The following is a 24,993-nucleotide window of genomic DNA, read 5'->3' as shown; positions in this document are numbered from 1 at the left end:
TCTGACTTATTTGCCAGCAGCAACTTCGTCAGCAACCGCATCAACAGCCTGTTTGGCGATGTCGATAACCTTGTCGACTTCGGCCTTGGTGATGCAAAGCGGCGGGGCGAAGCCAAGGATGTCGCCGTGCGGCATGGCACGCGCAATCATGCCACGTTCAAGGCAGGCGGCTGATACGCGCGGACCGATTTTCGCATTCGGATCAAAGCGTTCCTTCTTGGTTTTGTCAGCAACAAATTCAAGAGCGGCCATCAGGCCAACGCCGCGCGCCTCGCCAACCAGCGGATGGTTGTCAAAGGTTTCGTGCAGGCGTTTCTGGAAGTAACCGCCCGTGTCGGCCGAGTTGCCGGTCAGGTTTTCACCATCGACAATATCAAGGTTGGCGTTGGCAGCAGCCGCGCAGACAGGATGGGCGGAATAGGTCCAGCCATGACCGATCGGGCCCATCTGATCGGAGCCCTGTTCGAGCACCTTCCAGACGCGTTCGCCAATGATGACGCCCGACAGCGGCAGATAGCCCGATGAGACGCCCTTGGCAATCGTGATCAGGTCGGGCTTGATGCCATAGTGCTGGGAGCCGAAATAGGACCCGGTACGGCCGAAGGCGGTCACGACTTCGTCGGCGACCAGAAGAACGTCATACTTGTTCAGGACAGCCTGAATGGCTTCCCAGTAGCCTTCCGGCGGGGTGATGATGCCGCCCGTGCCCATGACCGGCTCGCCGATGAAGGCGGCAACGGTTTCCGGACCTTCGCGCAGGATCATTTTTTCCAGATCATTGGCACAGCGTTTGGCGAATTCTGCCTCGGTTTCACCGGCCTCTGCATTCCAGTAGTGGTGCGGGCAGGTGGTGTGCAGGATCGGTGCACGCGGCAGATCAAACGCGTTGTGGAAGGCCGCAAGGCCGGTCAGGCTGCCGGTCATGATGCCCGAGCCATGATAGCCGCGCCAACGCGAGATGATTTTCTTTTTCTGCGGCAGACCGCGGATGTTGTTGTAGTACCAGATCAGCTTGATGTTGGTTTCGTTCGCATCAGAACCGGACATGCCGTAATAGACGCGCTGCATGCCTTCGGGCGCGCTTTTGATGATGCGGTCCGACAGACGAATGACCGGCTCGTTCCCGTGCCCGACATAGGTGTGGTAATAGGCCAGTTCCTTTGCCTGCGCATAGATCGCATCGGCAATTTCGGTGCGGCCGTAACCAACGTTTACACAATACAGACCGGCGAAGGCATCAAGGCTTTCGCGGCCTTCGGTGTCGTGGATATAGATGCCCTTGCCGCCATTGATGATGCGGTTGGGGGTTTCACCCGCTGCGTGCTGACGCATGTGGGTGGATGGGTGCATGAAATGCGCCCGATCCATTTCCTGCAGATCAGCAGTGGTGTTTTTGATGACATTCATTTGAATTCTCCCATGTGAATGCGGTTGATGTCTTTTGCGCGCACCAAGGTTAAAACCTAGGCTTTGTAAGCAGCGCAGACGTATTTCAGTTCGGTAAATTCTTCGAGGCCATGGCGCGATCCTTCGCGGCCCAGACCCGATTGCTTGACGCCGCCAAACGGGATCGGTGCACCGGTGATTTTCACGCAGTTCAGCGCAACCATGCCGTATTCAAGGGCGTTTGAGACGCGTGCGGCACGGTCGTTGTCCTTGGTCAGCAGATAGGCGGCAAGGCCATATTCGCTGTCATTGGCCTTGGCGACGACTTCGTCCTCGGTATCAAACGCCATGACGGGGGCGACCGGACCAAAGGTTTCTTCGGAAAAGATTTTCATCTCGTCGGTGACATCGGCAAGCAGGGTCGGGGCAAAGAACAGCCCGCCCATTTTCTTGCCGCCGGTGACAACACGGGCACCCTTGGCGCGCGCATCGGCAACATGTTCTTCGCATTTGGCAACCGCACGGTCATGCATCAGCGGACCGATTTCGACATATTCCTCGATGCCGTTGCCAACCCGCAGATCGGCGATGGCCTTGGCGTATTTATCAAGGAAGTCGTCATAGATGTCGCGCTGAACAAAGATGCGGTTGGCCGCCAGACAGTCCTGACCGCTGGTGGCGAATTTTGCGTTCACTGCGTGGGCAACTGCCTCGTCCAGATCGACATCATCAAAGACGATGAACGGCGCATGACCGCCCAGCTCCATCGACATTTTCTTGATCGTCTGAGCACCTTGCGACAGCAGAAGACGGCCAACCTCGGTCGAGCCGGTAAAGGATAGTGCGCGGACATCGTGATGACCGCAAAGCTCGCCCACGACCGGGTTCGGATCACCGGTCACGATGTTAAATACGCCCGCCGGGATGCCCGCACGTTCGGCCAGTTCGGCGAGTGCGGTTGCCGAGAACGGCGTTTCGGTGGCCGGGCGTACAATCATGGTGCAACCGGCTGCCAGGGCAGCCGCGGCCTTACGCGTGATCATCGCACACGGGAAGTTCCAAGGTGTAACGGCGGCAGTCACCCCGATCGGTTCGCGTTTAATCGACATGTTGCGACCCGGCAGGTGGGATGTGATGTTTTCGACATTCACCCGCTTGGCTTCTTCGGCGTAAAATTCGATGAAGCTTGCGGCGTAATCAATTTCACCGCGGGCTTCGTTGATCGGCTTGCCCTGTTCAAGGGTCATCAGAAGGGCGAGGTCTTCCTTGTTTTCAATCAGAAGATCGTGCCAGCGACGCAAAGCGGCACTGCGTTCCTGGGGCAGAAGGGCGGCCCAGGCCGGGAAGGCTTCCCGTGCAGCCGCGATGGCCTTACGGGTTTCGTGAACGCCCATGTTCGGAACGGTGCCGATGAAGCTGCCATCAAACGGGTTGGTGACTTCGATCACCTGAAGGTTGTCAGCCGAGCACCAGCGACCATCAATATAGGCATGTTCGCGCAGCAAACGCAGATCGGAAAGCTGGCTGAGCGAAACGCAACGCTGTTCCTTTGATTGTGCCGTCATGGTGGCCTCCTTCCTTAAGCTTGGCGCGGTTTGCGCGAAGCATGTCATTGAACTGGGAGGAAGGTATCAACATGCGATCAGAGGAGGTGACCGAACTCGGCGCCATTTGATGCGTTTTTTTTGGCGCGGAGTGGCAAAAAGCGAATGTTTTTTCTGCTGAGCGCCAAAACGCGCAGAAAATCAGTCTTCTGCGCGATCCAGATATTTGCGCATTTCGCGTTTCTGGCGGCGCTTTTCAATTAGGGTTCGGATGATGATGGCGGCAAAAAACAAGATCACGACGCTTGTTGTCATCGGAAAGGCGACCGGGATGCCGATGACAAAGGCCAGTGCACCGATGACACTGCCGCCGACAAGGGCGATAAAGCCGCCCAGCATGATGACGCCAAGCAATACGGCAAGAAGGATGGAGGCGATTTTGTTCATAAGGCGCAGTTCATAAGGTCAGGCAAAAGAAGGATGGACAGAGTCCCGTTGCCGGGAAGCTCCGTCCGTTCGTTTTGTCAGTTCTTGTCGTTGTTGCGGTTGGTCAGCTGTTTGGTGGTTTGATCAAGCCGCTGGGCCAGAACACGGATCAACTGATTGGAAACAGCCTGGTCCTGTCGGACAAGACCAAGGAATTCGGTCTTGTCGAGTTTCAGAACCGTCATGTCTTCGACCGCACGGATGGTTGCCGAACGCGGTGCATCGACAAGCAGGGCGATTTCGCCAATGACTTCCTTGGCATGAACGTCACGCAGTTTGAGTGTCTGGTGTTCATCGGTGGTCAGCCAGATTTCACCGCGCCCGGAAATGACGATAAAGGCGGCATCACCCGGATCGCCCTGTTTGACGAGAACCTCGCCATGTTTGAAGGTCAGGCGCGGGCTGGTAAAGGCCAGCAGCTTGACGACACTGGGATCCAGCCCGGCGAACAGCGGGATCGTGCGCAGCAACCGGACTTCCTGATCGATGTCGCCTGCGGCCAGTGCGGCTGCGGCTTCGTCTTCGGTTTCTTCGGTTGTTGTTTCACTGTCATCGGCAACGCTTTTGCGTTTGACCAGTTTTCCGTTCGACATATAGAGCAAGGTATCGAACTTTTCACCGGCATGGTCATCATCATCGACCCAAACCAGACTGGTATGATCACTTTCGCCCGTCAGGTAGTTGATGATGCTTTCGCGGGTTTCGCGATCCAGCGCCGAAAGGCCTTCGTCGACGACCAGAAGATCCGGGTTCTTGATCAGCGCACGGACAAGGGCGATTTTCTGACGCAATGTCTGCGACATGCGGCTGCCGCCAACCCCGACCTGACTTTCAAGGCCTAGGGACACTAATCCTTCGTAAAGGCCGCCTTCATGGGCGATTTCAAACAGGACCTCACCGACGCGTTCCTCGGAATTTGCACGGCCATAGGCAAAGCGACCAAACAGCAAGTTATCAAGGATCGGGGCGGCCGATGCGTAGCCATCAGCCTCGAAGAAGTCGATATAGCCTGCCAGATCATCGGGCATGTTTTCGCGGAACTTGGGCCGGGCCTGAAGAACAAGTTCGCGGAAATCATCATCAATCACGCGCAGGCGGTGGCGGGCCGGGGTCAGTTGCATGGCAACGTCGAGAAGACGCAACTGGTCCTCTTTGCGCATGTCATCGACACGCACACCGTCGGTACGTTTCAGGATGTTCTTCACCTCGGGCATTTCATCGGCCGAGACAAAGCTGTAACGGTCAAAGAATTCATGCCCCGGCGGCAGGCCGGTAAAGAGTTCGATCATCAGATCAAGCGTTTCACGCCCCATCTTGATCATCTTTTCATACAGGCCGCTCTCGCGCAGGCTTTTCTGGATGTAGGGATGCGACAGGAAGTCCATCCGCTTGAATTCGGTGCGCGACGGTGTCCCGAACAGGATGTTCACGCCGACCGGCGCGTTGTCATTGTATTTGTCGAAATCATAAGGTTCGACAAGGTCGGAAAGCTGACGTTCGGCCAGAATTTCCTTAAGACGCGGACGGACATCGAGTACCGATTGAACAAGGTTCGGGCGTTCTTCGGGGCTGATGCGGCGCAGCAGGCCAATGCGATAAATATCACGATCAAGGCCAACCACCTCAAGCAGGCGCATCAGTTCCTTTTGCATGTCTTCGCGCGATTCAAATCCCGGTCCGACATAATCGATCCACTCGGCAGACGGATCATATGGGATGTTGCCCGACATCTGGATCTCGTCATACATTTCGCGCGTCAGCTTCCAGGGCAGGTCGGCTGGATCGGCAAGTTCGACGACATCGACAAATTTGGGATCGGGATAGGTTTTGGCGTCCGCATCACTGTCAGGTGCGGAATTATCGTTATCCTGTTCCAGAAGGACGGGGCGGTGTTTCAGGCCATAGAACAGGTTATCGGAAATACTGCCATTAAACAGATACGCATCCGCCCCGACATAGGCCAGACGTTGCCCGACCACCGCAGCCGGAAGGGTGGTGGCATCAAAATCGGCAAACTGAATGCGCCCGCCCGTCGGGGTCATGATATGGGCAATCAGACGGGCAAGTTGCGATTTGCCACTGTCTGATGCACCGGTCAAAAGGGCCTTGCCCGGCAATCCCATATTAAACGAAACATTTTCGACAACACGGGTGCCGTCCTCGTCCGTCCATGACAGGGCACTGACATCCAGCGGGCCGGCCAGTTTTGGCGATACCGGTGCAATCAGTTCGTGTTCCGGTGCAAGGTCAGGCAGCTCGAACTGTTCGTGCAGCTGTTCGTATTTGATGTTGGCATCGGCAAGGCGCTGATAATAGGCGAGAAGCTCTTTCCACGGTGCCGACATGTCCTTGTAGGCGGCAAGGGCCGCGACCAGCGCACCGAAGCTGAGGTCACCGGTAATCACCAGATAGCCACCGATAGAGTAGAAGAAGAACGGAGTGATCTGGGCGATAAAGTTGTTCAGGAACTTGATGAAGAATTTGCGGAAATAGATTTCCTTGCGGATTTCGAAAATCCGGCCCAGACGCTGGGTGAAGTGGGTCAGTTCGAACCCTTGCGTTTCGTTGGCACGGATATCGGTCGCACCACCAACCGTCTCGCCGATATGTTCGGACATGCGGCGCACGTTCTGAACGCGCTGTTTGCCAAGCAGGTTCACGCGGCGTTGCAGTTTCGGGATCAGATAGCCCTGCAACGGATAAAACGCGATCGCTGCCAGGCCCATCAAAGGATCCTGAATAAAGATAAAGGCCGAAATCGTGATCAGAATGCCGCCCTGATAAAGCGGCAGGGCATAGGCCTCGCCAAAGAAGCCGCCCAAAGGTTCGGCTTCGGCGGTGATCATGGAAACGATTTCGCCCTGGCTGGTCTTGCGGAAATGCGGCAGTGGAAAACGCAGAACACGATCAAAAAGCTCGTAGCGCATGCGACGCAGCATGCGTTCTGCCATCACGCCCTGATAGACGTTGATGAAGTATTTGAAGCCGCCATTCACGAAGACGAGGGCGAGGAAAATGCCCGAGAGGGCGAACAGATACTCGATCTGGGTCAGATCGACGCCAAGGATGTCATAGGGCGCACCGGCACCACCGATGGCCTCGTTGACGATCTGCTTGGGCAGATCAAGCGAGTAATAAAGAAACGGGAAAGAGGCCAGCGTGACCAATGTCAGCATGATCTGCTGGAGGCGGCTATGACGCCATATATAGGCAAAAACCGATTTGGGCATTCGCACGTCCCGTTTTGTGGTTGTGGAACATTTTTGTTCCGTTTGCTCGTTTTTATATTTGGGCAGGGTCAGGACCCTAATGTGCAGGTTATGCGCCGGTTGTCTGATCAACCAAGATCAAAACTTTGTTCCGGTTCAATGAACCCACAGAAACCGTCCGCCACCGCGTCGGGTTTATCATAAGCCTGATAGTGATAGAGCCACATCTTCGCCTTGATCTCGGCAGGCAGGGTCACAAGTTGGTCGTAATGGGCATGGACCCCGGAATGACGGGGGCCGAGTTCACAATCCTGAAAGATGATGTCGGCCTTTTTGTAGAACGGCATATGATCTTCGGGATTGAAAATCGCATCTGTTGTCAGGAAGAAGGACTTGTTCTGGCCGTGACCGAACAGGGCATAGGAATACATCGTGCTTTCCGGTGTCACCACATGCGCAACCGGGATGACATCGAAATGCATGCCATGCCAGTCAAATCCGTTCTTGGTGGAAAGCGGGACCACATCGAAATAGGACGACAGTTTGCTGTTGCCGTGGTCGCTGATTTCAAGGCCGCCTCGCAATGAGTGCTCCCACAGCGGTTCCAGCAGTTCGTCGACCGCATACAGTTCCGCCCGGTGGCCTTCGAAGACGAAATAATTGGCAAGCGCCATCCATTCGAGCCCACCGATATGGTCCGAATGCAGATGGCTGACATAGACACCATGAATGTCGTTTGGCATGTGACCAATGTTGCGCAGCGAATGGCGCGCGTCTGAACCGCAGTCAATCAGCAGGCGCTGTGGTTGGTCATTGCCCGACGGGGTCGTTTCCAGAACCATGTTGCTCTGAAAATTGTCAGCGGCCATACAAAAGGCCGATCCTGTCCCCGCAAACGTTAGCTTCATTCCCCGATCTCCCGATATTTGTCGAAAGATTAGACGAGGTTCGGGGCGTTTAACCACCCCCTTTTTATGAGTAACCGCTCAATTTTCCCGGCAAGCCTGGCCTGACCGACTGTTCAGGAGGGTGTTGATGTCTTGTTTTGATCGGACGGGACGTCTTGTGGATGGTCGTTCCGGGCGTTGGCAAGTTTGCTCATTTCACTACGCAGAGCGCGCAGTTCGGTCATGATTTCCTGGTGATCGAGTTCGATCACATCACGTGTCTGGGTTTCTTCAACATCGACATGTGTCGACATTGCATCAACCACAATCGCGATAAACAGGTTCAGGACGGCAAATGTCGTCACCAGAATGAACGGCACGAAGAAAAGCCACGCCAGCGGGTAAGACTCCATCACCGGCCGGACAATGCCCATCGACCAGCTTTCCAGCGTCATGATCTGGAACAGCGAATAAAGTGATTCGCCAATCGTGCCAAACCAGTCGGGGAAGCCTTCGCCAAACAGCTTGGTTGCCATCACGGCCGAGACATAAAACACCAGAGACAGCAATGTCAGGACGGAAATCATGCCGGGAATGGCGCGCATCAGGGCTTCGACCACCTTGCGCATGGAGGGCACAGTCGAAATCAGGCGGAAGGCACGCAGGATACGCAGCGCACGCAGGACAGAGACGCCCTGGCCCGCCGGCATCAGGGTGATGGCAACAATGGTGAAATCAAAGACATTCCAGGCGCGCTTGAAGAAGGCCAGCCGATAGAGCGCAAGTTTCATCACCAGTTCGATGACAAAAATCGCCACCGCCACCTGATCGAGCACATGCAGCACCGACCCCGCCGCATTCATCACGGTCGGGGAAGTTTCAAGCCCGAGGATGATGGCGTTAATCGCAATGACGGCGGTGATGAAATTTTGAAAGCGATTGGATTCAACAATCCGGCGAAGAAAATTCATGGTGCCTCCCGACCAGGCCGGAAAAGGGCGCTTCATTTTGCCGGATATAACCGACGGACAGACTGCGCCGGAAAATGACAACAGGGCGCAGCATCAATCACGATGGTCTGCGCCCTGAATGGAAAATCAGTTCAGGCCCTTGCGGCCCATTTCAAGGAACTTGTCACGACGGCGCGCCTTCAGCACGCCACCTTCGACATCGTCCATGCTTTCAAGTGCCTTGATGATCGCTTTGCCAACCCGTTTGCAGGCTTCCTTGGCATCGCGCTGTGCGCCACCAAGCGGTTCTGGCACGATTTCGTCGATCACGCCAAGCTGCAACAGATCCTGTGCGGTAAGACGGAGCGCCTCGGCGGCGGTTTTGGCTTCGTCGCCAGAACGCCACAGAATGGATGCGCAACCTTCTGGCGAGATCACCGAATAAATCGAGTTTTCAAGCATCAGAACGTTGTTGGCAACCGCAAGCGCAATCGCACCACCCGATCCACCTTCGCCGATGATGACGGACACCAGCGGCACCTTGATATCAAGGCAGGCTTCGATCGAACGTGCGATGGCTTCGGACTGGCCACGTGCCTCTGCGTCGGCACCCGGGAAGGCACCAGCAGTATCAACAAGGGTGACAACCGGGATGTTGAAACGCTCAGCCATGCGCATCAGGCGGATCGCCTTGCGGTAGCCTTCGGGGCGGGCGGAACCGAAATTGTGTTTCACACGGGTTTCGGTATCGCGGCCTTTTTCATGGCCGATCACCATCACCGTGCGGCCCTGCAAACGACCGAAACCACCGATGATTGCGGCGTCTTCGCCAAACTGACGGTCACCGGAAAGCGGGGTGAAATCGTCAAACAGGTTGGCGATATAGTCGGTGAAATGCGGACGATCAGGATGGCGCGCCACCTGGGTTTTCTGCCAGGGGGTCAGCTTGCCATAGGTGCCTTGCAAAAGCTTGGTCAGCTTTTCCTGCAGGCGGGAAACCTCGTCTGCGATGTTGACTTCGTCACTGCCCGTCAAATGACGGAGCTCTTCGATCTTGCCTTCAAGTTCGGCGATCGGCTTTTCAAAATCGAGGAAGTTATGCATCAGGGCATCATATCCGACTGGGAAACAATGGGGCGGAACATAGTATATCGACCCGCCACGTCAAGGGCGGAGCTATGAACAGTCCATATTTTCCGTTTACGTAATAATTATGGCGTAGTGTTCATACATTCATTACGCCCGACAGTTTGCACGTGGAACCCCATGACGTCCAGTATCGAGATCACACACATCAACGCCCCGGACGAAGTTTCGTTCGAGCGGCTTGTTGAAATTCTTTTGGCAGCCTTTGCCTTTCAGGACGATATTGTCGATCCACCGAGTTCGGCCAAATCGGTTTCGGTTTCCGAACTGCAATGGCGTTTTGCGCGTGACACGCTGTTTGTCGCCCGGGATGGCAATGGCAACATCATCGGCCAAATCTGGATCGAGGATGTCGGCAAGGACGCCTATCTTTACAAGCTTTCGGTTGACCCGGAGGTCAAGGGATCTGGCATCGGCAAGGTATTGGTCGAGGCGGCCTGCGCGTTTGCGCGTGATCGCGGCAAGCAGTATATGCGGCTTAGTGTTCGTATCGAACTTGAAGACAATATCGGGTTCTTCAAATCACGCGGGTTTGCGATTGCCGGCGAAGGTGTTCATGACGGATATGACAGAACGACATTCTGGAAAATGGCACGTGACTTGCGGCAAATCTGATCAGGCGGGTTCACTTTCAGGCATCGGGCGTTTTGACATCGCATAATACGGAACATGGGTTTCGCCCCAGTCCTTTAAGGCCAGAATAATGCCGCGCAGCGTTTCACCCTTTTGGGTCAGGCTGTATTCAACGCGCGGCGGGACTTCGGCATAGACTTCACGATGTACAAGCCCGTCGGTTTCAAGTTCGCGGAGCTGACGGGTCAGCATGCGCTGGGTGACGCCGGGCATCAGACGGCGCAGCTCGTTAAAGCGTTTCGTGCCATCAAGCAGATGGAACATCACAACGCCCTTCCACTTGCCGCCAATCATATCAAGCGCACCTTCAACCGGGCAGCCGGGGCTTCTGTTGGGTGGGCAGCTATTCATCTTCAACCTCCAAATCAGCAAGGACCGGTACCGGGAATGTGCCTGTAATGCCGGGAAATCCGCAATAGTATACAAATTGATACTATATGCTGAAATTGTGCGTACTTATTTCAAAGAGGATTATGCGTTAAAACTTGGCCATTCACAAATCAAACCTTTGATGGAAGGAAATGCCAAAGATGAAAGCCATTGGTATTTATAAATCTGCCCCGGTCGAAACCGACGGCCTGTTCACCCAGATCGAAACCGATGCCCCGGTTGCCGAGGGTCACGATATCCTTGTGCGGGTAAAGGGCGTTGCGGTGAACCCGGTCGATTTCAAAGTCCGCAAGGGCAAGCAGGATGACGGTGCCTTCAAGGTGCTTGGTTGGGATGCGGCCGGTGTGGTCGAGGCTGTTGGCGAAGACGTCACCCTTTTCCGTCCGGGCGATGAAGTCTGGTATGCCGGGGATGTGACCCGGTCGGGGTCCAATGCCCAGCTGCAACTTGTTGATGAACGCATTGTTGCGCCCAAGCCGAAGTCACTTGATTTCGCCGCCGCAGCAGCCCTGCCATTGACGACGATTACCGCTTGGGAAGCGATGTTTGATCGCCTTCTGATTGATCGCAAGGCGGTTGACGCCAATGCAAACAAAACGATCCTGATCATTGGCGGTGCCGGTGGTGTTGGATCGATTGCCATTCAGTTGGCCAAGCTTGCCGGTCTTAAAGTCATCACGACCGCATCACGCCCGGAAACCATTGCGTGGGTCAAAAAGCTTGGCGCGGATCAGGTGATCAACCATCGCAATCCGCTGGATGAAGAACTGGCGGCGATTGATGTTGCCAATGTTGATTACATTTTCTGCACGTCGGAAACCGATCAGTATTTTGATGTGATGGCGACTGTCATCGCGCCGCAAGGCCGGATCGTCACGATCACCGAGGCCCAGGAAAATCACAATGTTGATCTTCTGAAAGCCAAGTCGGCGAGCTTCTCCTACGAGTTCATGTTTACCCGTTCGATGTTCCAGACGGCTGACATGATTGAACAGCACAAGCTTCTTGCGACGGTGGCCCAGTTGGTTGATGAGGGCACCATCACCAATACCGCGAATGAAAGCTTTGGCGCGCTGTCACCGGAAAGCCTGCAAAAAGCGCATGCATTGCTGGAAAGTGGCAAGGCCATTGGCAAGATCATCTTCGATGGCATTGCCGACTGATCGCAGTGCCATAAAATAACAGGCATCAGAATTACGGGCCGATCCGCGTGAATGTCGCGGGTCGGCCTTTTTTGTTGTGGGTTCAGGCCCTAGTCGGCGGAGGCATCTGCGATCAATGCTGTGATCTGATCGCGGAGCCAGCGATACAGGGGATGGGTGGTGGTGCGGTCATGCCAGATCAGCGCCATGTCAAAACCGGTAACGGGCACCGGGGGATCAAATATCTGGATCTGACCGGTGCGACCGTGGGCAACCCGCCTGGGCACAAGGGCGATCATATTGCTGCGTGCGACGATTTCGGGGACAACAAGAAACCCCGGTGCAGACAGGGCGACATTGCGTTTGCGTCCAAGTGCTGCAAGGGCATCATCCGCAGGCCCCTTAAAGCCGCCGCCTTCGGGGGACACAACCACATGGTCAAGTGCACAAAAGCTATCAAGATCAAGTGGCGCGTTGATTGCTGGATGATCGCATCTGGCGATTGCGACATATTCCTCGCGATAGATTTTACGCATCCGAAGCGTTTCTGGCGCGGTTTCAGGCGTTGAAAGCGCAAGGCTGACATCACCGCGCGCCATCTGGATATCAAGCATGGACGTATCAATCGTGCGCCAGGCGACCTTGATCCCCGGCGCATCACGCCGCAAAACGTCAAGAAGCGGCATCAGGATCGCGTATTGCACATAGTCACTGGCGGCAATGGCAATGGTGGCGGTGATTGTTGATGGATCAAACGGACTGTTTTCCGCAACGACCCGGCGGACAGCTTCCAGTGCCTGATGCAGCGGTTCTTGCAGTTCAAGTGCGCGTTCGGTGGGGATCATGCCCCGCTGTGCGGGCAGTAATAATGGATCCCCCAGCAAATCACGCAGGCGCGTCAGCCGTGTTGAAATCGCCGGCTGGCTCAGGTTCAGCCGCCTTGCTGCATGCGTGACATTGCGTTCGGCCAGCAGCGTGTCGAGTGTCACCAGCAGGTTCAGGTCAAGCTTGCTGATATCTGTCATATTTATACCAGATCAAAAATTATTGAATTTCAAGGATAGCAGAACATCAGGCCATGATCACGCATCGAACGTGATCCCCTTTTGGAAAGGACGCCCCAATGTCGAATGTCTTGATTGTCCATGCCCATCCCGAACCCGCATCCCTGACCAGCGCATTAAAGGATGTTGCGGTTGAAACGCTGCGTGCTGATGGCCACGCCGTGAAGGTTTCTGATCTGTATGCCATGGGGTGGAAGCCGTTGGCTGATGCGCACGATTTCACCGAACGTCGCGATCCTGATCGGCTGATCTATGTGGCTGAGTCCAAAAATGCCTATGCGTCCGGCTTTCAGACGGCAGATATCGCCGCCGAACAGGACAAACTTCTGTGGGCGGACGCGGTTTTGTTCAGCTTTCCACTGTGGTGGTTTGGCATGCCCGCCATCCTGAAAGGCTGGTTTGATCGGGTGTTTGCCTATGGCTTTGCCTATGGTGTGGGCGAACATAGTGAGACGCACTGGGGCGATCGATATGGCGAAGGCACGCTTGCCGGACGCCGCGCGATGCTGATTGTGCCGATTGGCGGACATTTGCCGCATTACAGTGACCGTGGCGTGAATGGCAGCATCGATGATGTGTTGTGGCCGATCCAGCACGGTGCGCTTTTCTATCCCGGTATGGATGTCATGCTGCCATTTCCCGTTTATAGCGCCGATCGCATGGATGAGGACGGGTGGGCAGAAGTGAAGACCGCGTTCAAGGGGCGTCTTGCGCGTCTGTTTATCGATGATCCGATCCCGTATCGCGCTCAGAATGGGGGGCACTATGATGGTAAACAGCGCCTGAAGCCGGAACTCGGTGGTGGTTCAGATGGCATCAACATGCATCTGGTGCGTGAAGGCGATCCCCAAGAAGTCCTTCGCGGGCAGGTACGGCAAACAAGGCGGCTTGCGTCCTAGAAAAAAGGGCCGGAGATGAAATCCGGCCCTTTGTCATTTTGTTGGCGTTCTATGCCTAGCCCGCGTCGCGTGCGGCGATGGCTTCGGCCTGACGGACCATGACTTCGGCCTGTTTGATGGATGCGATATCAATCAGACGACCATCAAGGGCGACGGCACCGGCCCCTTCGGACTGAGCCTTTTCCATCGCTTCGAGGATGCGCTTGGCCTTGGTGACTTCGGCATCAGAAGGCGAATAGACCTCGTTGGCCAGCGTGATCTGGCTTGGGTGGATCGCCCATTTGCCCTCGCAACCCAGCACCATGGCGCGGGCCGCCTGCGCGCGGTAGCCATCCGGATCGGAGAAATCCCCAAACGGACCATCAATCGGACGCAGGCCATTGGCGCGGGCCGCGACCACCATGCGGGCAATGGCATAGTGCCACATATCACCCCAGTGATAGTCACGCGGATTGTCGCCATCCTTGTCGGTCAGAACACCATAATGCGGGTTCGGGCCGCCAATGCCGGTGGTCATCGCCTTGGTCGAGGCCGCGTAATCGGCCACCCCGAAATGCAGGCTTTCATTGCGCGGGGAGCCCGCGGCAATTTCGTGGATATTTTGCATGCCAAGGGCGGTTTCAATGATCAGTTCAAAGCCGATGCGTTTCTTGCGGCCCTTGGCGGTTTCAATCTGGGTTGCCATCATATCAAGGGCGTAAACGTCGGCCGCGGTTCCGACCTTGGGGATCATGATCAGGTCAAGCCGGTCACCTGCCTGTTCAAGGACATCGACGACGTCACGATACATGTAATGGGTATCAAGACCGTTGATGCGCACGGACAGGACCTTGTCGCCCCAGTCGATATCGTTGATGGCCTGGATGATGTTTTTGCGCGCCTGTTCCTTGTCACTGGGCGCAACCGCGTCTTCCAGATCAAGGAAAATGGCATCGGCCTTGGATTTGGCAGCCTTTTCAAACAGTTCGATCCGGCTGCCGGGAACGGCAAGTTCGGACCGGTTCAGGCGTGCCGGGGCCGGGGTCGGTGTGGTGAAGCTCATGGTAACGTTTCTCCAGAACCTGTCATTTCAATCAGTGCATCGCAGGCGATGGATCATCAATCGATCATCGCGCGAGGCATGTGGCGTATTCATGCGTCCCGTTTTCGGGATCGTACCGTGGCCGCCGTGACAGTTATGTGGCCTGCGATCATTGTGCGTCGCAGTAAACCTGTGGGTAATTTAGGGTGCGGATGCGAATGGTGGCAAGTTTTAAAACACTTATGTCTCTAGTGCTTTTGGCGCACGCGATCCGTAAATCAGAAAAACTCGAGATAAGCCGGATAAAGCAATAGCCCCTTAACCGGACTGTCGTTAGATTACCGGCGATACCGGGAACGCCATCGGTTGCGGGCCCTTAGACCCCATCAGCAGGTAGTATCGAACGCCCCATGCGTCGCGCTTATTCCATTGTTGTTTCTGCCGGACTGGCACCTGCCCTGATTTTGGGCGCGTGTCTGGTGCTGGCCGTTTCACCGACACTGGTACCAGCCGAACTTTCCGGATTGGTGCGATACGGGCCGTTCTTGCTGGCGGTGCTGGGCGGTGCGATTGGCTGGTGGTTTAACCGCGGGCGTGCGGTTTTTGTCATGGCTTTGTTGCTGATTTGCTATTGGCTTCTGGTGGGCAACGGTGCGGGCATTTCGGCCGAGGGATTGGCGTTCCTGCGGATCGCGACACTTTATCTGATCCCGATCAATCTGCTTTTGCTGGGCTTTACGGCTGAACGCGGTGTTTTGAACCCGCGGGGCATTGCCCGGATGCTGGTTTTAGGCTTGCAGATCTTTGTCATGCTGATGCTGGCCGGCCAACCCGATGTCGGATCGGCCCTGCATCGCGTGCTCGATACGCGCTTTTTTGTCAGTACCGGTGTGCTTGGCGCCATGCCGCATCCTGCGATGATCCTTTCGGTTATTGCGGTGGTGTTGCTTCTGATCCGCCACAAGCCGCTCGAAACCAGTTTTGCCGCGGCGATCATTGCGATTGATGTGGCAACGGTGATGGGCACCGGGGTTATTCAATATGGATATCTGGCGGCCACCGGCGTGGTTCTGGCGGGGCTTGCGCAGGAAGCCTGGCGGATGGCGTTTGTCGATGATCTGACCGGGTTGCCGGGGCGGCGGGCACTGGGCCATGCGATGGCGGAACTTGGCAATCAATATGCGATCGCTATGCTTGATGTTGATCACTTCAAGAAGTTCAACGACACCTATGGTCATGATGTTGGCGACATCGTTTTGAAAAAGGTTGCGCGGGAACTGGCGCGCGTCGGCGGTGGTGGCAAGGCGTTCCGGTTTGGCGGCGAGGAATTCACTGTCGTTTTTGCCGGACGTTCAGCCGAAAGGGCGCATGAGCCACTTGAAGCCCTGCGCAAACGGATTTCTGACAACAAGATCACCCCGCCGGAAAAGAACAAGGCAGTATCGGTCACGATTTCAGTCGGTATTTCAGAGCGCGATGACGATACGACCGATCCATGGGCGGTGCTTAAGCGTGCAGACCAGAAACTGTATGAAGCCAAGCAATCCGGGCGTAACCGTATTGTGGTTTAAGTAATGTCCGTGCCGGGTTTCGATTATTTCGAATAAATAAAAGGTATATTGAAATAAATTAGTTCAAATTTGTTTCGATGTTGATCAATTTTTAGTTCAGTATATTTAGTTTTATTGTCGTTTTACGATCATTTTTGTGATGCTACGCTTGTGAGCTCTTTCATGATTTATGGAGCCTCATTATGGCACGCATCATCGGTACACCTGAAGACGACGTGATCCGCAACGCATGGACCAGTGACACAGTTTATGGTCTTGAAGGCGATGACACCATCTATGTCGGCAGTGGAGATACGATTGAAGGTGGTGCCGGTGCGGACACCTTCATTTCGATCCATAACGAGAATTACACGCTTTCCTATGCGTTATCCGACGACCCAGTCCATATCGAGTTCTATAACAACTTTAATGATGATCGCGAAACACGCGAAATAGAGCTCATTGCGCGGGGTGGTGATGCAGAGGGGGATACGCTCGAGTTTTACCGGGAAGATCGTTACTATCAGCAGGAGTTCGATATCACGGGCTCAGATAATGACGATCACATTCAAGGTGAACTCTATTCCGTCGATGGCGGGGGTGGAGCGGATACAATCGTCTTCGATTACCGCGATATCAAACCGTTCTATTCCTATGAGCCGACCGTTACTTATGTCCGGTCACCGGAAGCTGTGATTTTTGATCAGGACAGTATGAGCGGTACTGGCGGTGATGCGACCGGCGATCAAATTTCCATTCTCGATGAAACCACCGAAACGCCTGACCTGAATATTCGCGGATCGAACCATGATGATGTTCTGATCGGCGGCGACGTGCGAGGCGGGATCCTGAAAGGCGCGGGCGGTGATGACTTTCTTGTCGGTGGCGCACGCTCCAACGACCTTTGGGGCGAGTGGGGCAATGATACGCTGCTTGGCCACGGTGGCGACGACAGTCTGAACGGTGGATCCGGTGCCGATTTCATAAATGGTGGCGCCGGGCAGGATGAAGTCACCTTCATTCATTCCGATGAAGGTGTAGAGGTTGAGCTGACCGACGGGGGCGCCATAGCAAGTGGCGGACATGCCGAGGGCGACGTCATTACTGATGTTGAAAACATATTCGGGTCCCGACATTCGGACGTGCTGATCGGAAATAGCGGCGACAACGTTATTGACGGGTTTTACGGCTTTGACTCGATCTATGGCGGTGAGGGGAATGACACCCTTTCAGGCACATATGTCTATGGCGAGGCAGGCGATGACATTTTGTCGGGGCAGCAGCACGGTATGGGCGGCCGGGACACCCTTGTTGGTGGCGACGGCGACGATACGCTGAATGGGAATGACGGTGGAGACCAGCTTTTTGGCGGTGATGGAAGTGATACGCTGACGGTCTTCAACGTTTATTACGATGATTTCTTTGAGCCCGATCCGACATATGCGCGTGGCGGGAACGGCGATGACATCATCAAGGGCCACGTGGCGGATGACCGTTTATACGGTGACGCGGGCCGTGACCACATCAATGGCGGCATGGGGGGCGACCATATTTATGGCGGTGACGGCCATGATGTGCTTGATGGCGGCGGCGGTTTGGATAATTGGATCGAAGGCGGCGATGGCAACGACCTGATGCGCGGTGACACCTTTGTTTATCAGGTGTTTGAAGGTGGTGCCGAACGTGACCGGATCGTCGATTTCAATACCGGGGCGGACAATTACAGTGATGACTATACCGATCATCTGTATTTCGGAACGACGTTTCAGGAAAAAAGCGGGATTGAGAGCTTCGAAGATTTTCTGGATCACGCGAGAGAAAATGAAACCGGCGTCTATGTCGATTTTGCAAATGGCCGACATTACGAATATGGCGTCCAGATCGACGATGTCACACTGGATGAATTAAGCGCCAATAACGTCATTTTTGCAGGCGAAGAAGAAGAGCAACTGGCATTCGAGGATCTTTAGCCACCATTACAGCGCGTTTAGCCTGCACAGCAGCACTGGCCTGCTGTGCAGGGCTTTTACTCTGGTGGCCGTACTGCTGAGTTGTTCTGGCCCTAAAGCTCGTCAAACTTGAAGACAAGCCGCATCGAGCCTGCCGTGTTAGCGAGGGTTGCCAGGCAATTGGCGGCGCGTTCCGGCGGAATGGCGACGGCAAAGCGTAGGGTGTAAATCCGTGCGTCCTTTTCATCGGTTGCCGATGCCGCCAGACGGACGATGTTGGCATTATATTCGATAAAGATTTCCGACAGGCGCGCGATCAGGCCCGGCTGATCAATCCCCGAACATTCGATCAGATGGGTCGCACCCGGTGCCGTGGTCATTTCCGGGGCGGCGGCAATCGCTTCGACCGTTATGTCGGCATTGCCAAGGGACAGTCCGCGTAAGACGGCTTCGCATTCGGATATCGGGCATTCGTCGGGAAGTTCGCAAGTGGTTTCAAACTTCGCGACATCGCCTTCGAGCGAAAAGGATGTTGGGCCAAGGTTTGTGCCGATATCAAACAGTCGTCCGGTGATATCGGAAATCAAACCGACGCGGTCATCGCAGGAAATGGTGATCCGGGTGTTGGCATTCATTGGTGCGCTCCGTCCTAGGTCCCTTATCGGGCTTTGCCCTTGTGATCAGCTGACCATAACACCGCAGCGAACCGAGATGCAGTGATTTTGTCGACCGGATGGCTACGCGCCAAGAGTATAGTACGTTGCGCAAAGGTGATTGGATGCGCCTTTGTTATCACAATCATATGATTGAACTGATACGCGATGATGGGCCGTATGCCTTCCTGTGACAGCAACAATTCGACGTTGAAATTCCACGTTGGTTAACAGGAGATAGGACCATGTCTGCGATCAAATCGTCTCTCATTGCCGTTGCGACCGCTGCCAGCCTGACCTTTGGTGCGATGTCTGCCAAAGCAGCTGACATCGTTGATACCGCCGTTGCCGCCGGTTCGTTCAATACGCTTGTAGCGGCCGTGCAGGCCGCAGGACTTGTCGATACGCTTAAAGGCGAAGGTCCGTTTACGGTCTTTGCGCCGACCGACGAAGCCTTTGCCAAGCTGCCGGCAGGCACCGTTGAAGACCTTCTTAAGCCGGAAAACAAGGACAAGCTTGTTTCCATCCTGACCTATCATGTGGTGCCGGGCAAAGTGATGTCGGGCGATATTGCAGGCAAGGAAATGATGGTGGCCAGTGTCCAGGGTGACAGCATCGATGTGAATGCCATGAACGGTGTCATGGTCGATGAAGCCACTGTGGTGAATGCCGATATCGAGGCTGACAACGGTGTTATTCACGTGATTGATACCGTGATCATGCCGGGCATGTGATCCCGCAAACGGCGAAATAAAATACCCGATGTAAAATACGAAGCCCGGTGCAAATATGTGCCGGGCTTTTTTTCTGATCGGGCTTGTTTGCAGATTGTGCGCCGGACCAAGCAAGTGCAAAGCAGGTGGGCGAAAGAACAAAGGCCCGACGCAGTAACGTCGGGCCTTTGACTGGCGCGCCCGGAAGGATTCGAACCTCCGGCCTTCTGATTCGTAGTCAGATGCTCTATCCAGCTGAGCTACGGGCGCTTTTTACGCTTGTGTATAAGGCAAAGGCCCGACGCGGTGACGTCGAGCCTTTCAGTGGCGCGCCCGGAAGGATTCGAACCTCCGGCCTTCTGATTCGTAGTCAGATGCTCTATCCAGCTGAGCTACGGGCGCTTTGCCTTATTTTCCGGCGGTTTGCAAAGGATTGCATCCCGTCGGCGGAGCGGAACTTATGCAAACGAGCATGTCATTGCAAGCAGTAAATTTGAATTTTTACCATTTTTTCCAAAGGCGCGGTTTACCTGACTGCTACGGCCCTGTTTTGCCCCGCTTTGTCAACTTTTAAGAGAATAAGCACAAGACTCGGCAAAAAAGGGGCAAATGCGTCTTGTTCCATAAGTGGTCGTAGACTAAGATGCTTTCAATCCCGGGGGAGCAGGGGCTTGTTTCACCTAGATAAAAAGGCAGGTCCCAGGGAGATTCGCATATTTCTACTTAGGTAATAGATCGAAATGGCCGTTCGTAAAACCTACCTCGCCGTAATCGGCGCCGCCCTGATGCTGGGGGGATGTTCTTTTTCTTCTGAGGCCCTGTGGCCGACACTTGCCGGAGAACAGGAAGCGACGCAGGAAACTGCCGTCAATTCCCAGTCGGCAGGTGCCGATGCCGTGACCAGCTACGACGTTGCTGCAAGCACGACGCCGCTGACCGGTGTGTCTCAGACCGGGACCTTTGTTGGTTCCAAAGTTGAGAACATGCAGCAGGAGCTGAACCGTCTTAAGGCGGCTTTGAACAATCATAGCAACGAGCTGCAGCAGCTGCGTGGACAAACCGTTTCGCACTCGCAGGCTTATCACGGCACGGTTGCCGCGATCAGTGCCCGTCTGCAGGTCGGTACCACCCCGGGTAACCCGGTGCTGGTGCAGCAGTGGAACACCGCACAGTCCGAACTGGATCGTGTGAATGATGACATTGCCGCGCTGAACTCGCTGGCCAACAAGGTTGCTGCCGACAGCACGCTGTCGACCTTCCTGCTTGAGTCGGTTCGTTCGGCCTATCAGGTTTCAGGCGCTGTTGACGAAGACCACCGTCAGTTGGCCCTGCTTGAAGACGAAACCAACCGCACCACGGTGCTGATTGATCGTCTTCTGAACGAAATCAGCGAAAGCCTTGCCCGTCAGACGTCCTATGTCAGCACAGAACGCGCGAACCTCAATGCGCTGGCGCTGGCTGTTAAAAATGGCGAAATCTTCGGGGATTCCCTTTCGAAGCGTGTCTTCCAGTCGCAGGCTGCACCGGCATCCTCCGGGCAGCGCATGGCAGCCGCACCAAGCGAACGCCCGCTTGTCGTGATCCGTTTCGATACGGCGAGCGTCAAATACGAGCAGGCGCTTTATAACGCGGTGAACCGCGTTCTTGAGCGTCGCCCGCAGGCAAGCTTTGATGTGGTTGCAGTGACACCAAATCGGGGTACCCCGGCGCAGGTTGCGCTGAATGCCAATAAATCCAAGCGCAATGCGCAGGCGGTTCTTCGGTCACTGACCGATATGGGCATGCCAAGCACGCGTGTGCGTGCGTCTGATGCGACCAGCGCATCTGTCTCGGCAAACGAGGTGCACGTCTTCGTGCGCTAAGTCTGACCGGACAAAACGGATTTTAAGAACGGCTTACGGGTGCTTCGGGATATCGAAGCGCCCGTTTTTTATTTCGGGTCATGGCGGGCGGGCATTTCAAACGGTCCGGCCGGACAGACAACCAGAAGGCTGATATGGGCGATCTTGTTAATCTGCGTCAGGCACGCAAACGCAAACAACGCGATGAAAAGACGCGCAAGGCCGATCAGAACCGTGCCCTGCACGGACGGACGCGGGGCGAGCGGACCCTGACCGAACAGGAACGCAAGAACGCCGACAAACAGCATGACGGGCACAAGCGCGAAAAAACGACTGCTGCTGAAGACGTTGAACACACCGAAGGCACGGGAAATAACGTGGTTTCAATCTTCGCGCCGGATCATCCGTCCGACAGCTGATCCAATCATTCCATCGAACAAGACAATACTGATTGCACGCGCATAAATCGCGTGGGGTGCCTTGCGGGTCGCTTAGGTGTGATCAGGGGGCAGACGTTCGTGCCCGTGTGTGGATCGCAGGGACACTGGCAGCGTGCCATCGTTGCGGATCAAACGGGCAGGTATGGGCCGTTGCACAAGGTGGCACGGCGAGACCGGCTTGGCCGGGGTATCAAATCACAGCACCGCAGTATCGCATTCGAGGTGCCGGTCGCAAATTCCGGGCGCCTTGCCGATTGGCCGGGCGCGGATCAGTTTACGAGCGTTTCCGCTTCGCGTTTGGCCTGATCAAGGGCCTCGTCCCAGCCCATCAACCAGTCTTCATGATCGCGGCAGTCCGACGGATAGGGATTTTCGGTCAGGCGGTGAGCACCGATACCGGCCGAAAAACCGGACCCATAGGCCGAATTTGGCAGGTGACGTTCCTGAACCACCGGCGCGTGGGTTTCATAAAGGTTGTTGCGAAATGCCGGCAGGGAACACAGCACACCATCATCAATGCCAAGCGGATAGGCCATCATCATGGCAGTGCCAAGCGAGGTGATCGAAAGTTCTTCACCCGCCGTCATGCGGATAAGCCCGGCCAATTCAAGATGGGCAATGGCGTTGTCGATACGGCGCTGCAAGTCAGGGCCGTCTTTGATGGCAATCTGATTGCCATCATCATCAGTGCAAAAAAGGGATAAGACACGCTGCAGCAACATGCTGCGGTCAAGATGTGCCTCGGCGCTGCGAAGCACGGTCAGCATCAAGGCGGGATCGCCAGGCGCGAAATCCATAGAACTGGACATTCATGGGCCTCCGTTCGGGTCTAAACGAATTCCCTCCCAAGTCGGCAGCGATTATCTTCTGGGTCATCCACAGTGGCAAAGCCCAGCTGCCTTTTTCTTATTATAGTTTGCAGATATGTTGCCAACTTGTGAAGACAAGATTTCGCTTATGCGGAAAATTTTGTTCTTTAGGGTAAAATAAAGGCCCTTTTTCACCCTAATCAGCGGAAATTACACCCGGATTAGAAGTGTTGCGTCGCAGCATGATGGGGCCAAAATTTTTCTTCGGGACGGCAAAGTGGCTGCAGTGCGGGGAATGTGAATGTTGGTCTGACAGTCACGACCGTCAGGTCGTGTTCTTGCCAGGTTTTTGGGTGGTGGATGCAGGCTTGCCATCCGGATTGCGCCAGACGCGCACGCGATTGCGACCGCCTTCCTTGGCGGCATATAGCGCCTTGTCAGCCTTTTCAATGATTTGCTCGGTCGAGCGGTTCTTGGTCATCGGGGCTGCCCCGATGGAGGCCGTAACCGGCAGGATGACGTCATCAGAGATGGTTACCGGGGAGGCCTCGATCACGCGGCGCAGGCGTTCAAGCACGCGCGCACACTGCTTCATGTCGGCATTAGGCAGGCAGACCAGGAATTCCTCCCCGCCATAGCGGTAGACCTTGTCGAACGGGCGGACATGCGATTGCAGGATACCAGCGACCGATTGCAAAACCAGATCACCGGCCTGATGGCCGTAGGTATCATTCACCGATTTGAAGTGATCAAGGTCGATCAGGGCGATGGCCGTCGGAACGCCGGTTCGGATTGCACGTTCGCGTTCGGCGTTAAGATCGCCCATCATGGTCTGACGGTTATAGGTGCCTGTCAGCGGATCGACATCTGATCGGGCGGTCCTGAATGCGCGTTCCAGACGGCGCAATTGGGCAAAGAACGATTCCGCACGCAGCGCCATCATATCGAATTCTGCCGAATCGACTTCGTGGTCAACGTCGTGGGCGCTTAAAAGCCGCTTTGCCGAATCGTGAAGTTGCTGATGGGTGGTGGCAAGCGCGCGCATTGCGGGTTGGTCAATCAGCCGGTTATGACGATTAAGGGCGTACCATGCGCCGAAATCACAATCGTGATCATCCTCGTCAGCATCCGATATCGCAGGTTGTCCCGGCAGGATCAGCTTGCGATTCCAGCGCAGCAACAGTGCGATATGTTCACCAAGGGCCTTTTCAAGTTCGGCAAGAATGTCGCGTTCGGCATCGGCCATCCCGCCATCGGCAATGCTTCCGGGCATTTTATGGCCCTTGGATCTGCCTTTGGCTGGCGGGGTGTCTGCCTTGGCCGGTTGCGACTTGTCACTCATTCGGAAGGCCCGGATTGGTGTTACGAAAAGATTTCGCCAAAGGTCTGTTGTAACAGGCGATCAAGTTCCGCCATAGGAATATCGACGCCAAGATCTTTGAGGCTGGTGACCCCATGGTCGGAAATGCCACAGGGCACGATTCCACCGAAATGCGTCAGGTCCGGGGCGACATTGATGGCGATACCGTGGAACGTCACCCAGCGGCGCACGCGTACGCCAATGGCGGCGATCTTGTCTTCGCGACCATCATCGCGCACCACCCAGATGCCAACACGGCCATCGCGCCGTTCGCCTTTGACGCCCAGCAGGGCAAGGGTGCGAATCACCCATTCTTCAAGGTTATGAACATAGACCCGGACATCGCGACCGCGATTCTTAAGGTCGAGCATCAGATAAACCGTGCGCTGACCCGGTCCGTGATAGGTATATTGCCCGCCGCGGCCCGCGTCATAGACCGGAAAGCGATCCGGATCGACAAGGTCCTCGGCATGGGCACTGGTGCCGGCCGTATAAAGCGGCGGATGTTCAAGAAACCAAACAAGTTCATGGGCTTCGCCAGTATGAATGGCCTCTGCGCGGGCTTCCATTTCTGCAAGGGCTTCGGGGTAGGAAACCAACTCCGAGGTGGTGCGCCACTCGGGGATTTGCGCGGTTGGGGCGTTGCTTTGCATTTTTCCTGTCAAATAAGTGAAATGAGCCCTTGATCAGGGGATACCAATTTGCTATCTCCCTTTCCGCACCAAGGCAAGCCCACTTAATTACCTCAAGGGTTTTGCTGACTAACATATGCGGTCGTGGCGGAATTGGTAGACGCGCAGCGTTGAGGTCGCTGTGGGCTAACCCCCGTGGAAGTTCGAGTCTTCTCGACCGCACCATTATCTGGCCTCCCGGTCAATCGGGAAGGTCACGAAAAAGAACCCGTCAGCAATGGCGGGTTTT

At 55.3% G+C, this 24,993-nt stretch carries 22 protein-coding genes and 3 tRNA genes; 9 read left to right on the top strand and 16 right to left on the bottom strand.

Translation table 11 applies throughout. The features are described from left to right. Positions 1-6 precede the first annotated feature (6 nt). The 7 genes from DY252_RS18530 to DY252_RS18500 form a co-directional block, all read right to left on the bottom strand. A complete protein-coding gene (locus DY252_RS18530; protein WP_064789012.1) occupies positions 7-1,407 on the bottom strand; it encodes an aspartate aminotransferase family protein in 1,401 nt (466 codons plus the stop codon). 56 nt (positions 1,408-1,463) lie between these two features. Next, entirely contained in the window at positions 1,464-2,951 is a 1,488-nt protein-coding gene (locus DY252_RS18525; RefSeq protein ID WP_064789011.1) for an NAD-dependent succinate-semialdehyde dehydrogenase, read from the bottom strand. A 180-nt stretch (positions 2,952-3,131) separates the two neighbouring features. Further along, the gene (locus tag DY252_RS18520; RefSeq protein ID WP_064789010.1) at positions 3,132-3,377 is read right to left on the bottom strand and encodes a hypothetical protein; all 246 of its coding nucleotides are present in this window, start codon (positions 3,375-3,377) and stop codon (positions 3,132-3,134) included. A 77-nt stretch (positions 3,378-3,454) separates the two neighbouring features. Then, positions 3,455-6,646, bottom strand: coding sequence for an ABC transporter transmembrane domain-containing protein (locus DY252_RS18515; protein WP_064789009.1), 3,192 nt, complete (start codon positions 6,644-6,646; stop codon positions 3,455-3,457). 107 nt (positions 6,647-6,753) lie between these two features. After that, a complete protein-coding gene (locus DY252_RS18510; RefSeq protein WP_064789008.1) occupies positions 6,754-7,533 on the bottom strand; it encodes an MBL fold metallo-hydrolase in 780 nt (259 codons plus the stop codon). Positions 7,534-7,646: 113 nt separating this feature from the next. After that, the gene (locus DY252_RS18505; protein WP_008890049.1) at positions 7,647-8,483 is read right to left on the bottom strand and encodes an ion transporter; all 837 of its coding nucleotides are present in this window, start codon (positions 8,481-8,483) and stop codon (positions 7,647-7,649) included. Between the two features lie 126 nt (positions 8,484-8,609). Next, positions 8,610-9,566 carry an acetyl-CoA carboxylase carboxyltransferase subunit alpha gene (locus tag DY252_RS18500; protein ID WP_008890050.1) on the bottom strand — a complete coding sequence of 319 codons (957 nt, stop codon included), beginning with the start codon at positions 9,564-9,566 and terminating at the stop codon, positions 8,610-8,612. 162 nt (positions 9,567-9,728) lie between these two features. On the opposite strand from DY252_RS18500, the gene DY252_RS18495 reads away from it, so the two are divergent. Next, positions 9,729-10,223, top strand: a complete 495-nt coding sequence (locus DY252_RS18495; protein ID WP_064789007.1) for a GNAT family N-acetyltransferase — start codon at positions 9,729-9,731, stop codon at positions 10,221-10,223. Here DY252_RS18495 and DY252_RS18490 read toward each other — a convergent pair whose 3' ends face one another. Continuing rightward, positions 10,224-10,592: a winged helix-turn-helix transcriptional regulator gene (locus DY252_RS18490; protein ID WP_063087007.1), complete on the bottom strand. Its 369-nt coding sequence runs from the start codon at positions 10,590-10,592 to the stop codon at positions 10,224-10,226. Between the two features lie 179 nt (positions 10,593-10,771). On the opposite strand from DY252_RS18490, the gene DY252_RS18485 reads away from it, so the two are divergent. After that, positions 10,772-11,794 (top strand): zinc-binding alcohol dehydrogenase family protein, encoded by a 1,023-nt coding sequence (locus DY252_RS18485; RefSeq protein WP_064789006.1) that lies wholly within the window; start codon positions 10,772-10,774, stop codon positions 11,792-11,794. Positions 11,795-11,883: 89 nt separating this feature from the next. Here the strand turns inward: DY252_RS18485 and DY252_RS18480 are convergent, their stop codons facing one another. Further along, positions 11,884-12,798 carry a LysR family transcriptional regulator gene (locus DY252_RS18480; protein ID WP_064789005.1) on the bottom strand — a complete coding sequence of 305 codons (915 nt, stop codon included), beginning with the start codon at positions 12,796-12,798 and terminating at the stop codon, positions 11,884-11,886. 98 nt (positions 12,799-12,896) lie between these two features. Here DY252_RS18480 and DY252_RS18475 point away from each other — a divergent pair, with 98 nt between their 5' ends. Further along, on the top strand, positions 12,897-13,736 hold the full coding sequence (locus tag DY252_RS18475; protein WP_064789004.1) for an NAD(P)H-dependent oxidoreductase: 840 nt from the start codon (positions 12,897-12,899) through the stop codon (positions 13,734-13,736). 55 nt (positions 13,737-13,791) lie between these two features. Here DY252_RS18475 and DY252_RS18470 read toward each other — a convergent pair whose 3' ends face one another. Next, on the bottom strand, positions 13,792-14,778 hold the full coding sequence (locus tag DY252_RS18470) for an HpcH/HpaI aldolase/citrate lyase family protein (RefSeq protein WP_064789003.1): 987 nt from the start codon (positions 14,776-14,778) through the stop codon (positions 13,792-13,794). A 389-nt stretch (positions 14,779-15,167) separates the two neighbouring features. On the opposite strand from DY252_RS18470, the gene DY252_RS18465 reads away from it, so the two are divergent. Both DY252_RS18465 and DY252_RS18460 read left to right on the top strand, forming a co-directional pair. Continuing rightward, a complete protein-coding gene (locus tag DY252_RS18465; protein WP_064789002.1) occupies positions 15,168-16,328 on the top strand; it encodes a GGDEF domain-containing protein in 1,161 nt (386 codons plus the stop codon). 182 nt (positions 16,329-16,510) lie between these two features. Then, positions 16,511-18,277, top strand: a complete 1,767-nt coding sequence (locus DY252_RS18460; RefSeq protein WP_064789001.1) for a calcium-binding protein — start codon at positions 16,511-16,513, stop codon at positions 18,275-18,277. Positions 18,278-18,369: 92 nt separating this feature from the next. Here DY252_RS18460 and DY252_RS18455 read toward each other — a convergent pair whose 3' ends face one another. Beyond that, positions 18,370-18,891, bottom strand: a complete 522-nt coding sequence (locus tag DY252_RS18455; protein WP_064789000.1) for a glycine cleavage system transcriptional repressor — start codon at positions 18,889-18,891, stop codon at positions 18,370-18,372. 263 nt (positions 18,892-19,154) lie between these two features. Here DY252_RS18455 and DY252_RS18450 point away from each other — a divergent pair, with 263 nt between their 5' ends. Further along, a complete protein-coding gene (locus DY252_RS18450) occupies positions 19,155-19,643 on the top strand; it encodes a fasciclin domain-containing protein (protein WP_008890059.1) in 489 nt (162 codons plus the stop codon). Positions 19,644-19,815: 172 nt separating this feature from the next. Here the strand turns inward: DY252_RS18450 and DY252_RS18445 are convergent. Then, a tRNA-Arg gene (locus DY252_RS18445) sits at positions 19,816-19,892 on the bottom strand. A 55-nt stretch (positions 19,893-19,947) separates the two neighbouring features. After that, positions 19,948-20,024, bottom strand: a tRNA-Arg gene (locus DY252_RS18440). Between the two features lie 338 nt (positions 20,025-20,362). Between DY252_RS18440 and DY252_RS18435 the strand changes: the two genes are divergently transcribed. Together DY252_RS18435 and DY252_RS18430 are read left to right on the top strand one after the other, a co-directional pair. Then, positions 20,363-21,484 (top strand): hypothetical protein, encoded by a 1,122-nt coding sequence (locus DY252_RS18435; protein WP_064788999.1) that lies wholly within the window; start codon positions 20,363-20,365, stop codon positions 21,482-21,484. Between the two features lie 134 nt (positions 21,485-21,618). Then, the gene (locus tag DY252_RS18430) at positions 21,619-21,882 is read left to right on the top strand and encodes a DUF4169 family protein (protein WP_064789077.1); all 264 of its coding nucleotides are present in this window, start codon (positions 21,619-21,621) and stop codon (positions 21,880-21,882) included. 290 nt (positions 21,883-22,172) lie between these two features. On the opposite strand, the gene DY252_RS18425 is transcribed toward DY252_RS18430, so the two are convergent. The 3 genes from DY252_RS18425 to lipB all read right to left on the bottom strand — a co-directional run bounded on the left by DY252_RS18425 (position 22,173) and on the right by lipB (position 24,725). Further along, complete coding sequence (locus DY252_RS18425; protein ID WP_231959721.1) at positions 22,173-22,712, bottom strand: hypothetical protein; 540 nt, start codon at positions 22,710-22,712, stop codon at positions 22,173-22,175. Between the two features lie 325 nt (positions 22,713-23,037). Continuing rightward, entirely contained in the window at positions 23,038-24,054 is a 1,017-nt protein-coding gene (locus DY252_RS18420) for a diguanylate cyclase (RefSeq protein ID WP_231959720.1), read from the bottom strand. Between the two features lie 20 nt (positions 24,055-24,074). Beyond that, the gene (lipB, locus tag DY252_RS18415) at positions 24,075-24,725 is read right to left on the bottom strand and encodes a lipoyl(octanoyl) transferase LipB (protein ID WP_064788997.1); all 651 of its coding nucleotides are present in this window, start codon (positions 24,723-24,725) and stop codon (positions 24,075-24,077) included. 117 nt (positions 24,726-24,842) lie between these two features. Between lipB and DY252_RS18410 the strand changes: the two genes are divergently transcribed. After that, positions 24,843-24,929 (top strand) — tRNA-Leu (locus tag DY252_RS18410). Positions 24,930-24,993 lie beyond the last annotated feature (64 nt).

The sequence above is a fragment of the Thalassospira indica genome (assembly GCF_003403095.1).
Taxonomy (GTDB): Bacteria; Pseudomonadota; Alphaproteobacteria; order Rhodospirillales; family Thalassospiraceae; genus Thalassospira; species Thalassospira indica.
The sequence above is the reverse complement of the archived record's forward strand: the minus strand, read 5'-3'. Positions and strand labels throughout refer to the sequence as shown.